The following is an 11,504-nucleotide window of genomic DNA, read 5'->3' as shown; positions in this document are numbered from 1 at the left end:
CCCAAGGTCGCCGTGTTCTTCCTCGCCCTGTGGCCACAGTTCCTGCCGGCGAACGCGACCGCCCTGGACACCGCGGTGCTCGCGCTCGTCGCGTCCGGCGTGAGCCTCGTGTGGTTCACCGTGCTCGCGAACGTGGTCACGGTGCTTCGCAGGTTCCTCACCGCGGCGAAGGTCCGCCGGACCATCGACGCGGTGATGGGCACCCTGCTGGTGGGTATCGGCGTGCGGATCGCCGTCACCCAATAGCCTCACGCCCGCCGGAAGGTCGCGCGATAGTTCGTCGCGGCCGCCGGTGCGGTGATGTTGTGGCTCTGCGCACCGCCGTCCGACCAGCTCACGAACTGGTACAGCTTGCCGCCCTTGAAGACCTGCGGGCTCGGCGCGCTGACCGAGTTGCTCGACCCGACGATCACCGTCCGGGTGAACGGCGAGACCTGCTCGACCGAGTTGACCACCAGCCGGGCGCCGCTCGGGTTCGACTGGAAGGTCAGCTGCACGGTGCGCGGGTTCAGCCGCACCGTCTGCGACGTCGAGTTGCCGGCCGAGTCGGTCGCGGTCAGGGTCAGGTCGAGGAACGACGGGTACTCGTGGTCCGGCGCGACGAAGCTGCCTGAGGAGATCCCCGTCCAGTTCTGCACGTTGTGCGCGTGGCAGTTGGTCTGCGTCGTGCAGTGCTGCAACGTCAGCTGCCAGGTGAACGCGGACGCCGGCAGCGTTCCGTCCTGCGCGTCGGATGCCCGGCCCGCGAACGGGATGGTCTGGCCGACGCTCCACTGCGTGGCCGCCGTCGGGTTGTCGATCGTCACCACGGGAGCGTCGTTCGGCGGCTGGCCGACCGTCACGGTCACTGTGGTCGTGCCGGACAGCCCGCCAGGGTCGGTCACCCGTAGGCCCACGGGCACCACGCCCGGCGACACGTACGTGAAGGTCGGGTTCACGGCCGTGGAGTCGTCGTACGCGCCGTCACCGTCGAGGTCCCACGCATAGGTGAGCGCGCCGCCGTCCGGGTCCGAGGAGCCGGAACCGTTGAACTGCACGGTGAGCGGCGCGGGACCGGACTGCGGGGTGGCGGTGGCGACCGCGGTCGGCGGCCGGTTCGCGCTGGTGAAGCTCACCCGGCGCAGTTGGCCGGCGCCGAGCGCCAGGTAGAACAGGTCACCGCCGGGCCCGGTCAGCAGCTGGACCGGGATGTTCGCGCCGGTCACGAACGGCACGATGTCCGCCGGGTTGGGCAGGCCGTTGGCGCCCTGCCGCATGGCCCAGATGCAGCCACGTGAGCTGTCGGCGAAGAACAGCGCGCCGTCGTAGGCGGCCGGGTAGTTGCTGGTCGTCTCGAACGCGACGCCGGCGATCGACGAGCCACCGGTCGGGCAGCCGTCGCCCGTCGCGACCGACGAGCTGTGGTTGTAGGTGTAGTACGGCGCGTTCTGCCCGGTCGTGTAGAGCGACTCGCACACGGTCAGGTTCGCGCCGTCGTAGCCGGGCTGCCGGCCCGCGCCCTCGTAGCAGGGCCAACCGAAGTTCTCCGCCACGCCGTCGGTGGCGTTCGGGATCCGGTCGATCTCCTCCCACGTGTTCCAGCCGACGTCGCCGACCCACAGCTCGCTGGTGCCGGGCCGGAACGTGAACCGGAACTGGTTGCGCATGCCGTACGCGATGATCCGCTGCGCGTTGACGTTCGGGTTGCTCGCGAACGGGTTGCCCGGCATGGGCGCGCCGGTGTCCGGGTCGACCCGCACGATCGTGCCGTCCAGCGTGACCGGCTCGCCGGCAGGCCGCCGAATCGACTGCGACCGCAGCGCGCCGCCGCGGGCGTCCGGCGGCGACAGGTTCGTGCCGGCCGCGCCGGGCGGGTCGGCACACGGGTTGCCGCGCTGGCCCCAGTCGGCGAAGTTGAAGCTCGCGCCGTCGCCACCGCCGACGTACAGGGCGCCGTCCGGCCCGAACACGACGGTGCCGATCGAGTGCGACGGGTACTGCTGGCACCAGTCGGTGAGCAGCACCTGCTCGGCGCCGGTCGCCACGCCGTTCGCGCCGATGGTGAGCCGGGACAGCCTGCCGGTGACCAGGCAGCCGTCCTCGGTCGCGCCGGGCGGGGTCGGGCACGTGTCACCCCATCGTGGCGCGGTGCCGCCGGGTACCGCGTCGTACGTGTACAGCACGTACAGGTACGGCCGGGTGGGGAAGCTCGGGTCGAGCGTCATGCCGAGCAGGCCGCGGTCCCAGAAGTCGTGCGTCTGCGTGCGCAGGTCGGCGGCGATGGTCGCGGTGGTGTCGGACAGCGAGTCGTACGTCTTGACCAGCCCGCTCTTCTCGCCGACGAACACCCGGCCGTCCGGCGCGAACACGGCGGCGGTCGGCGAGCTGAGCCCGCTGATCACCGCGGTGTCGGTGAAGCCGGTCGGCACGGCGGCCCCGGCGACGGCCGGCACCGTGGTCAATCCCGCGGCGACGAGGCCGGCGGTCAGCAGCAGTCCTGTTTTCGGGCGCGCGAATCCACGATGAGTACGCACGATGCCCCCTAATGCCGGCGTGTCGTTGCTCCAAACGTCGGCCCGCGCGCGCGTTACGTTTCACTCGACGGTGTTACGGCATGGCCACGCTGTCGTGTGATTGACATCACAATTCCAGGTGGGCTGAGATTTAGGTCGTGCAGAAAAGCCCCACCGTCCAGCGCCGCAGGCTGGCCATCGAGCTGCGCCGGCTACGCGAAGACAAGCTCCTCCGACGCGACGATGTCGCCGACATGCTGGGTTGGTCCCGTTCCAAGGTCTACAAGATCGAGACGGCGATGGTGGGCGCCAAGCCGCGCGACGTGATCGACCTGCTCGACCTCTACGGGGTGGATGACCTCGCAGACCGCGAACGGTTGGTCGACCAGGCGAAGGCCGCCAACGAGCCGGGCTGGTGGCGCAGGTACCGGGACGTGATCTCCACGCAGTACTCGGAGTACATCGGCCTGGAAACCGAGGCCTTCCAGGTGCAGACCTACCAGCCGCAGCTGATCCCCGGCCTGTTCCAGACCGAGTCATACGCCCGGGCGCTGGCCGACGGCCAGTTTCCGGATGAGCCAGGTGATCGGTTCGAGCGGCTGGTGGCGGTAAGGCTGGCTCGCCAAGCCCGCCTGTTCGAGGCCGATCCGCTACGGGTGTGGGCGGTGATCAACGAGGAAGTGCTCACCCACCTCGTCGGAGACCTGCATGTCATGCGAGAGCAGATGAACTGGCTGCTCGAGCTGATCGAGCTGCCGAATGTGAACCTGCAGATCCTGCGCGCGCATCACGGCGCGCATCCGGGAGTGACTGGTGCGTTCAGCGTTCTCAGCTTCGCTGAGCCCGCTGACGCGGATGTCGTCTACGTGCAATGCAGTGCCGGTGAGCTGTATTTGGAGGCCACCGAGGATGTGCGGCGCTGTAAACTCGCCCTGGATCACTTGCGTACCAAGGCAATCGAGCCGCGCGGCACAGACGTCTACCTGAAGTCGGCGCTGCGCAAGTACGACGAGATGTGAGGGACCATGTCGAACCTGCACGGCGTGGAATGGCGCAAGAGCACGTTCAGTACCGCAAGTGGTGAATGTGTTGAGGTGGCTCGCGGGGCCGAGGCGGTCGGCGTGCGGGACTCCAAGAACCCCGCTGGCCCAGCACTGACCGTCACGCCGACCGCCTGGATCGCCTTCATCGACCTAGCCGGTGGGGCCTCGGCCTGACCAGGACCACGCGTAGGCCGGGTCCTCGCACCCGACACCCGCCTCGCCGATCTCCAGCGGGCGGAACGTGTCGACCATGACCGCGGTCTCGTCGAAGTAGTCCACGCCGAGGGCGGCCTCCGCGGCACCGGGCTGTGGGCCGTGCGTGAACCCGGACGGGTGCAGCGACAGCGAGCCGACCGCGATGCCCGAGCCCTTGCGTGCCTCGTAGTTGCCGCCGACGTAGAACATCAGCTCGTCGGAGTCCACGTTCGCGTGGTTGTAGGGCACGGGGATGGCGTCCGGGTGGTAGTCGACCTTGCGTGGGCAGAACGAGCACACGACGAAGTTGGGGCCCTCGAAGGTCTGGTGCACCGGCGGCGGCTGGTGGACGCGCCCGGTGATCGGCTCGAAGTCGCGGATGTTGAACGCCCACGGGTAGAGGCAGCCGTCCCAGCCGACGACATCGAACGGGTGGTTGGCGTAGGTGAACCGGGTGATCCCCGCCCGATGCCGGACGAGCACGGGCACGTCGGTCCCGTCCTTGAGCAGTGGCTCGGCCGGCCCACGCTGGTCGCGCTCGCAGTACGGCGCGTGCTCCAGGAACTGGCCCTTGGTGGACAGGTACCGCTTGGGCGGGCCGATGTGTCCGGTGGCCTCCAGGATGTACAGGCGGGTCTCGCCGTGCGGGAGGACGCGGTAGGTGGTGGAGGTCGGCAGCACGAGGTAGTCGCCGTCGGTCACCTCCAGCACGCCGTAGATCGTCTCGACGGTCGCGGCGCCGGTCTGCACGTAGATCAGCTCGTCGCCCACCGCGTTGCGGTACAGCGGGCTTGGCGCGGTGGCGATGGCGAAGGTGATCGTCACGTCGCTGTTGCCGAAGAGCGTGCGGCGGCCGGTAACCGCGTCGACCTCCTGCTGGCCCTCGGACTTGAGGTCCTGGGTGCGGAAGTGCCTCGGCATGAGCGGGTAGTTGGGCGTGAGTGTGCCGCGGTGGTCGTCGACCGCCTCCGCGTTCACGATCGCCGTCGGCAGAAACCGGTGGTAGAGCAGGGCTGAATCGGACGAGAAGCCCTCGACACCCATGAGCTCTTCGGCGTAAAGGGTGCCCTCCGGTGAGCGGAACTGAGTGTGCCTTTTTCGGGGGATCTCCCCGACGCGGCGGTAGTAAGGCATGGCCTCTCCAGTGTCCGATAGTCGGACATCTTTGTTCAGTTGCCGATACGCTACTAGCGTGTCAGCCGTGTCAAGCGCCGCACCACAGTCCGCGTCCGATCAGCGGGATGTCCCGTCCCTGCTCGCCCGTCTCGTCGACGACGCCGCGTTGTTCCCGCCGTGCAACGCGACCGTGCCAGACGCGGTCAAGTTGCACCTCGCGGGTCGATCAAGCGACTACGCCGATGTGCTGGGACTATTCCTCTGTCCGGCCTCCCGACTACCCGAGTTGATCACCGAGTTGATCAAGGTGAAGCCGGCCAAGCCGGTGGAGCTGTCGCTCGTGATCGACACCGGCCTGGGAGGTGTACCGAAGGCGCTGTCGATCGTCGAGTCCCGCGCGGAACTGCTCGCGTTGCGCATGGTGGAGATGCCGGCGCCGACGGACGTCGACGAGGTGTGGCTGGAACGGGTGTCCGAGTTCGTGCCGGAGGACGTGATCCGTGTCATAGAGCCGCGGCGCGCCGCCGTCGGCTGGCTCGACGGCATCCAGCGCGTGATCGAGCACGGCAGCTGGCCCAAGATTCGCTGCGGCGGGCCGTCCGGGGAGAACTTCCCGAGCGTGGCGGAGGTGGCCGACTTCCTCGCGGTGATCAACGACGGGGGAGCGTCGTTCAAGGCGACCGCCGGCCTGCACAACGCGGTCCGGCACACGGACGCGGAGACCGGCATCACCCACCACGGGTTCCTGAACCTGCTGCTGGCCACGTCCCGTCTGCTGGCCGGCGCGGACTCCTCCGTCGTGCAGGAGGCGATCTCCTCGACCGACGGCACCGCGCTCGCGGACGAGGCACGCGACCTGACCGAGCACGAGGCGCTGTCCGTGCGAGGGGTGTTCGCCTCGTACGGTTCGTGCTCGCTGACCGACCCCGTCAAGGACCTCGAGGAACTGGGGTTGCTGTGACCTCGTGGGTGCGTGACCCGGCCTTCGCCCGGGACCAGCCGTTCGGGCCGCAGACGTTGCCCTACGGCGTGGTCGACGCGGGGGACGGGCCACGCGTGGCGGTCCGGCTGGGCGACCACGCCCTGCCGCTCCGATCGATTGCCCACGACCTCGGTGACTTGGCGGACCTGGTGTCGGGCTCGTCGCTCGACCCGCTGCTGGCGGCGACGAGGGTCGAGTGGAGCGCGCTGCGGGCCCGGCTCGTGTCGCTGGTGACCGAGTCGTCCACGCCGTCCGGTGCCGAACTGCTGCCGCTGTCCGACGTGCGGGCGGTGTTGCCGTTCACGGTCGGCGACTACGTGGACTTCTACTGCTCGCGCTACCACGCGGAGAACGTCGGCCGGATCATGCGGCCGGACACCGAGCCGTTGCTGCCGAACTGGACCCACCTGCCGGTGGGCTACCACGGCCGCTCCGGCACGGTCGTGGTGTCGGGCACGCCGGTGGAACGCCCACACGGCCAGCGACGGGGTCCGGAGTTCGGCCCGACCGGTCGCCTGGACGTGGAGGCCGAGGTCGGGTTCGTGTGCGGTGGCCCGGTTTCTCGGCGCGTGCCGACCGGCCAGGCGGCCGAGCACATCTTCGGCGTGGTGCTGGTGAACGACTGGTCGGCGCGGGACATCCAGGGCTGGGAGTACCAGCCACTGGGTCCGTTCCTTGGCAAGTCGTTCGCGACGTCGATCTCGGCGTGGGTGACCCCCCTCGACGCGCTGGCGATGGCGCGGGTGAAGGTGCCCGACATCGGCCACCCCCGGCTGCCGTACCTGGTGGAGGACTCGCCGTGGGGCCTGGACCTGCGGCTCGCGATCGAGTGGAACGGCTCGGTGGTGTCCAGGCCGATGTTCGCGGACATGTCCTACTCGTGCGCGCAGCAGTTGGCCCACATGACCGTGAACGGCGCCACGGTCCGCCCTGGCGACCTGTTCGCGTCCGGCACGGTGTCGGGCCCGTCGAAGGAACAGCGCGGCTGCTTCCTGGAACTGTCATGGGGCGGCCGCGAACCCATCACGGTGGGCGACACCGAACGAACGTTCCTGGAGGACGGCGACACGGTGGTGATCACGGCAACGGCCCCTGGCGAGGACGGCTCCGTGGTCGGCATCTCGCCTGTCGAGGGCACGATCCTCCCGGCAGTGGACCTCTGACATGGCCCGCCCGATCCGCCCGATCCAGCCGGCGCCCCGCCCTCCGGTGGCGCCCGGCAAGGAAAGCTCGCTGACCCTGGAACGCGGCCTGGCCCTCCTCCAGGCGGTGGCGGACTCGGAGTCGGAGGCCCCCACGATCAGCGACCTGGCCACGACGATCGGCGCCTCCCGAGCAGCCGTGTACCGGCTTCTCGTGCCGCTGCAGGACCGTGGCCTGGTCCGCCGGGACGGCTCGAAGGTGCGCTTGGGCCTGGGCCTACTCCGCCTGGCGACCCGAGTGACCCCGCAGCTGCGCCTGGCCGCGCTACCGGCGCTGCGCGAGCTGGCGGAGGCGGTAGGCGCCACGGCCCACCTGACCGTGGCAGACGGCGAAGAGGCCCAGGCCATCGCGGTGATCGAACCGTCGTGGACCACCTACCACGTGGCGTACCGCGTGGGCACCCGCCACCCGCTCGCCAGAGGAGCCGCGGGCAAGGCAATCGGCCTGCGCGAGGAGGACCCGGGCTGGCTGGCCACCACCGGCGAGTTGCAGTCCGGCGCCTCAGGCATCGCGGCCCCGGTCCGCGGCGTCCCCGGCCTGCGAGCCAGCGTCGGCGTCATCAGCTTCCAGTCCCTGGACGGCGAGGTAGTGGGCCCGCGGGTACTGACGGCAGCAGCATCAGTGGCGGAAGCTCTGCGCTGAACCCCCGCGTGTACGCACCCGACTCGCGAGTCGCGCGTTCGGCCCCTGCGAGTTTCGTTTTTGGGGCCTCTTCCGAGTGCCTGCTGTGTTCGAGACATCAGGCCGCCGCAGCAATGGGCCAACGCCCCCAAGGCTCTGCCCGCGAGCTGCGGTTTCGCGCAATCCGAACCAGTTGTCCACAGCCGCAGGAGTCATCCACAGACAAGATCATCATCTCCACCACTGTCACCCCCTGCCGATAGACTGGCCCAGGGACGCCCCCCGGGATCGGGTGGGGGCAGCCGTTTTACACTGTAGGGCGAGTGTTTTCGCAGGTCAGCGTGTTGCCAGCTCTGCCAGTACGTCGTCCAGCGGGGTCGGTTTGAGGTCGAAGGTCGCCGCTGTTCGGGACCAGTCCAGGACCGATGGGCGCAGGTACAGGTATTGCATCTCCACGCTTTCGGCCATGATCGGATCTGCCTTCATCGCCGCGTGCAGCTCCACTGGCGTCATCTCCCGAACCGGCGGCACCGGCACCCCAGCCACGGCCGCGAACCGCTCGACCAACTCCCGCACCGAGATGTCCGAGGTCTGCGGCGTGTGCCACGCCCGGCCCCACGACTCCTCCGACCGCGCCACGGCGACGAGCGTCTTCGCAACATCGCCGGTGTATGTCCAGCTGTGCGCCACGTCCAGGTCGGCGGGAAAGACGACCTCCTCGCCGGCCAGCACCTTCGGCCCGATCGCCAGGTTGAACAAGCACAGCGCGTCGACGCCCAGGTAGTCGCCGGGCCGCACCTCCGCGAACCGCAGCCGTCCGACCTCATGGGCCGCGAGCCCGTCGAGGTACATCGACGCCCGGACGCGGCCCTTGATCGTGGTCGGCCGGATGGGCAGGTCGTCGGTCAGTGGGCCGTCGACGGGGCCGTAGCTGTAGGCGTTCGAGAGGTTGAGGTAGGCCGCCCCGGTCTTCTCGGCGGCCGCCAGCAGCGCGGCCGACAACGCCGGCGTCTCCTCCGGCCACCGGTCGTACGCCGGCATCGCGCAGTTGATGATCGTCGCGGCGCCGGAGGCGAGCGAGGTGAGCCCCGTGGTCGCATCGGCGGCGACCAGTTCGATCCGAGGGTGCGTTGGTCCGGTGCCACGTCTCGTGATCACTCGGACGTCGTCGCCCAGTTCGGCGAGTTGGAGTGCGGTCGCGGTTCCGGTCGGCCCGGCGCCGACCACAACGTGGAATGTCATGTCTCCGACGCTATTCAGCGTCGCGTGGACCATCGATGGCCCAGAAGCTCGAAAAGATGTCCTAGAGTCTTCGGCATGGACGTGCTGAGCGACGTGCTGGTGGCCATGCGAACCGGACGACCCTCGGGGGCACGCACGTCCAGCCACGCGCCGTGGGGTGTCCGTTTCCACCGTGGCAAGGCGGCCGGCTGCCACGTGGTCCTCACCGGCAGCTGCTGGTTCCTGTCCGGGCACGACGACCCCGTGCCGCTGAACGTCGGCGACGTCCTGTTCACCCCGCACGGCGACGGCTACGCACTCGTCGACCAACCGGACAGCCCGGTCGTGGACTTCGAGCCGGAGCCCGCCGCGCCGCTGGACGAGATGCACATCGACGGAACCGGCGCGGTGACCGAGCTGCTGTGCGCGTCCTACCTGTTCGACCCGGCCCGCCCGCACCCGCTGCTCGCCGACCTCCCCGGGTTCATCCACGTCCCGGCCCGCGTCGGCCAGCACCCGTCGCTGCGTGCCGCGGTCGACCTGCTCGGCAGTGAGCTGCGTGACCCTCGTGCCGGCACCGAGGCCGCGCTGCCCGCCCTGATCGACATGCTGCTTCTCTACGTCCTGCGGGCTTGGCTTGACGAGCAGCCGAACCACCTCGGCGGCTGGGCCACGGCACTGCGTGACCCGGCCATCAGCGCCGTGCTGCGGGAGATACACCAGCACCCGGAGAAGCCGTGGACGGTCGTCGACCTGGCCGCGGTCGCCGGTCTGTCCCGCGCCGCGTTCGCGAAGCGCTTCACCACGATCATCGGCCAGCCGCCACTCGCGTACCTGACCTGGTGGCGCATGACCACGGCGGCGCGGCTGCTCCGCGAGTCCGACGCACCACTGCGCTCGGTCGCCGCTCGCTGCGGCTACGCCTCGGAGTACGCGTTCGGCAAGGCGTTCAAGCGCGCGTACGAGGTTGCGCCGGGCCAGTACCGTTCACAGGGGGCGTCGAGCTAACGCTCTGCGCAGCGCCCGCTGGGCGCGTTGGACCCGCCGTGCCTCGTACGCGATGGGGAAGTACCGCACCCGTTCCGGCAGCAGAGGCACCACCCGGCCGACCACGGATCCCAGTAACCGCAACCTTCGCTCGTCCGTGTCTGTCCACTTGAGACCGAGGATCTCGCGTGCCTTCGCCGGCAGCGTGCCCACGGTGACGAAGTGCTGGACCCGACCCGGCACGTTCATCGCGATCCGCCACAGTGGACGAAGCGCCTTCGGAAACGTTGGTGGCGGCGGGATCCGACGCGTGCCGTCCAGGAACTCGTACGCGGTCCGGTGTGCCACCAGCGTGTTGTCGAGCATGTCCGCGAAGTACTTCAGGTAGGCGTCGTAGGTCGGCGGGATCTCCTTCTCCGCCACGTGCAGGTTGCGGGCCAGCTGCACGATCTCCGCGTAGAACGCCTCCTCGTCCACACGGGACAGCTTCCGGTGCGAGAAGTACCGCGCGCCAACGGTGTACGCGTAGGGTGCGGTCAGGATGATCCACGCCCACGGTCCAGACGCCAACGCGTTGTAGGTGGTCCCATCCACAGTGGACTTCAAAGGTGCGTGTAACGTCCGCAGCCGGTCACCTTCGGTCAGTGCGTCCGGTCCGCCGTACACCCAGGTCATCACCGACGCGATGGAGCGCCGCGCCCGCCCGATCGCGTCGGTGCGGAACACCGAGTGCTCACCGACCACCGCGCCGACCGCGGGATGCATGACCTGCAAGGCGAACGCGGACCCGGTGGTGAGGGAGAACGTGATCAACCCGGTCTCGTCCCAGAGCCGGCTGTCCGGCTCGAACGGCCGCCGCATGACCGCACCTCCTCGTGGTGAAGGCTGTCACCCTCCATCCTAGGTCCCTCCGCTAGATCGCCTGCCAGACCGCGAACAACGCGAACCCGGCGAACAGCATCCCGGCGACCCGCTGCACGAGACGCGGCCGTATCCGATCCCGGATCTTCGCGCCGAGCAGCACCGCGATCCCGGCGACCGCACACAACGCCAGCCAGGAGCCGACCCCCACCAGGACAGGTGCCGAGAACCGCGCCGACAACGCGGCCGTGGCGAACTGGGACGCGTCACCCCACTCGGCGGCGAACAACACCCCGAACGATGTCACCGCGGCCCGCGCGAAGGACACCCGAACCTGACCGGAATCGGCATCCACAGTCGACTCCTCCCGCCCGAACCCCTCGCGCAGCAACAACACCGCACCCAGGCCGAACAGCACCGCCACGATCCCGGCGACCACGCGCTCCGGCAACAGCGTGAGCACCCCGCCGAACGCGGCCGCGATCACACACTGCACCGCGAACGCCGCCGCCACCCCGACGAACACCGGCAACCCACGGTAACGAGTGGTGAGAATGAGCGTGGCGATCATCGTCTTGTCGGGCAGTTCGACAAGAAACACCAGACCGAACGCGGTCAACAAGGCCAGCACGTGCGAACGTCCTCTCCATCCAACCCGGACGGAGGCATTGTGACTCCGGCCGGGCATACGGCAACCCGGCCGGAGGTCTCGTTCGCCCACTCGAAAGCGGGTGAGGCACCGGACCCGAAACGGGTCAGTATGTCGATGCGCTCGCCGGGTGA

At 69.3% G+C, this 11,504-nt stretch carries 12 protein-coding genes; 7 read left to right on the top strand and 5 right to left on the bottom strand.

The features are described from left to right. Positions 1 to 246: LysE family transporter (locus VF106_RS31775; protein ID WP_330843583.1), on the top strand; the 246-nt coding region annotated here is incomplete at its 5' end. A gap of 2 nt (positions 247 to 248) precedes the next feature. Here VF106_RS31775 and VF106_RS31770 read toward each other — a convergent pair. Beyond that, positions 249 to 2,513, bottom strand: coding sequence for a PQQ-dependent sugar dehydrogenase (locus tag VF106_RS31770; protein ID WP_330843582.1), 2,265 nt, complete (start codon positions 2,511 to 2,513; stop codon positions 249 to 251). Between the two features lie 137 nt (positions 2,514 to 2,650). Between VF106_RS31770 and VF106_RS31765 the strand changes: the two genes are divergently transcribed. Then, entirely contained in the window at positions 2,651 to 3,511 is an 861-nt protein-coding gene (locus tag VF106_RS31765; RefSeq protein ID WP_330843581.1) for a helix-turn-helix domain-containing protein, read from the top strand. 6 nt (positions 3,512 to 3,517) lie between these two features. Then, entirely contained in the window at positions 3,518 to 3,709 is a 192-nt protein-coding gene (locus VF106_RS31760) for a DUF397 domain-containing protein (protein ID WP_330843580.1), read from the top strand. Here the strand turns inward: VF106_RS31760 and VF106_RS31755 are convergent. Next, positions 3,686 to 4,864, bottom strand: coding sequence for a homogentisate 1,2-dioxygenase (locus tag VF106_RS31755; protein ID WP_330843579.1), 1,179 nt, complete (start codon positions 4,862 to 4,864; stop codon positions 3,686 to 3,688). The genes VF106_RS31760 and VF106_RS31755 overlap by 24 nt on opposite strands. 67 nt (positions 4,865 to 4,931) lie before the next feature. Here VF106_RS31755 and VF106_RS31750 point away from each other — a divergent pair, with 67 nt between their 5' ends. Genes VF106_RS31750 through VF106_RS31740 form a run of 3 tightly spaced genes read left to right on the top strand, consistent with a single transcriptional unit; the run spans position 4,932 to position 7,673 of the window. Continuing rightward, on the top strand, positions 4,932 to 5,807 hold the full coding sequence (locus VF106_RS31750; RefSeq protein ID WP_330843587.1) for a hypothetical protein: 876 nt from the start codon (positions 4,932 to 4,934) through the stop codon (positions 5,805 to 5,807). Further along, positions 5,804 to 6,991, top strand: a complete 1,188-nt coding sequence (locus tag VF106_RS31745; RefSeq protein WP_330843578.1) for a fumarylacetoacetate hydrolase family protein — start codon at positions 5,804 to 5,806, stop codon at positions 6,989 to 6,991. The genes VF106_RS31750 and VF106_RS31745 overlap by 4 nt, the downstream gene beginning before the upstream one ends. 1 nt (position 6,992) lies before the next feature. Continuing rightward, positions 6,993 to 7,673: a helix-turn-helix domain-containing protein gene (locus VF106_RS31740; protein ID WP_330843577.1), complete on the top strand. Its 681-nt coding sequence runs from the start codon at positions 6,993 to 6,995 to the stop codon at positions 7,671 to 7,673. Positions 7,674 to 7,988: 315 nt separating this feature from the next. Here the strand turns inward: VF106_RS31740 and VF106_RS31735 are convergent, their stop codons facing one another. Next, positions 7,989 to 8,894, bottom strand: coding sequence for an NAD-dependent epimerase/dehydratase family protein (locus VF106_RS31735; protein ID WP_330843576.1), 906 nt, complete (start codon positions 8,892 to 8,894; stop codon positions 7,989 to 7,991). A 75-nt stretch (positions 8,895 to 8,969) separates the two neighbouring features. On the opposite strand from VF106_RS31735, the gene VF106_RS31730 reads away from it, so the two are divergent. Next, positions 8,970 to 9,881, top strand: coding sequence for an AraC family transcriptional regulator (locus tag VF106_RS31730; RefSeq protein ID WP_330843575.1), 912 nt, complete (start codon positions 8,970 to 8,972; stop codon positions 9,879 to 9,881). Here VF106_RS31730 and VF106_RS31725 read toward each other — a convergent pair. Together VF106_RS31725 and VF106_RS31720 are read right to left on the bottom strand one after the other, a co-directional pair. Then, entirely contained in the window at positions 9,861 to 10,721 is an 861-nt protein-coding gene (locus tag VF106_RS31725; RefSeq protein ID WP_330843574.1) for an oxygenase MpaB family protein, read from the bottom strand. The two genes, VF106_RS31730 and VF106_RS31725, sit on opposite strands and share 21 nt — an antisense overlap. 52 nt (positions 10,722 to 10,773) lie before the next feature. Continuing rightward, complete coding sequence (locus VF106_RS31720; RefSeq protein ID WP_330843573.1) at positions 10,774 to 11,352, bottom strand: TMEM165/GDT1 family protein; 579 nt, start codon at positions 11,350 to 11,352, stop codon at positions 10,774 to 10,776. Positions 11,353 to 11,504: the final 152 nt, after the last annotated feature.

The organism is Actinophytocola sp. (assembly GCF_036378875.1).
In the GTDB taxonomy this organism is placed as follows: Bacteria; Actinomycetota; Actinomycetes; order Mycobacteriales; family Pseudonocardiaceae; genus Actinophytocola.
The sequence above is the reverse complement of the archived record's forward strand: the minus strand, read 5'-3'. Positions and strand labels throughout refer to the sequence as shown.

Bases quoted from the DNA above. Each gene is read 5' to 3' on its own strand.
- VF106_RS31730 (WP_330843575.1), top strand. From the start codon at position 8,970: ATGGACGTGCTGAGCGACGTGCTGGTGGCCATGCGAACCGGACGACCC.
- VF106_RS31725 (WP_330843574.1), bottom strand. From the start codon at position 10,721: ATGCGGCGGCCGTTCGAGCCGGACAGCCGGCTCTGGGACGAGACCGGG.
- VF106_RS31760 (WP_330843580.1), top strand. From the start codon at position 3,518: ATGTCGAACCTGCACGGCGTGGAATGGCGCAAGAGCACGTTCAGTACC.
- VF106_RS31735 (WP_330843576.1), bottom strand. From the start codon at position 8,894: ATGACATTCCACGTTGTGGTCGGCGCCGGGCCGACCGGAACCGCGACC.
- VF106_RS31740 (WP_330843577.1), top strand. From the start codon at position 6,993: ATGGCCCGCCCGATCCGCCCGATCCAGCCGGCGCCCCGCCCTCCGGTG.
- VF106_RS31755 (WP_330843579.1), bottom strand. From the start codon at position 4,864: ATGCCTTACTACCGCCGCGTCGGGGAGATCCCCCGAAAAAGGCACACT.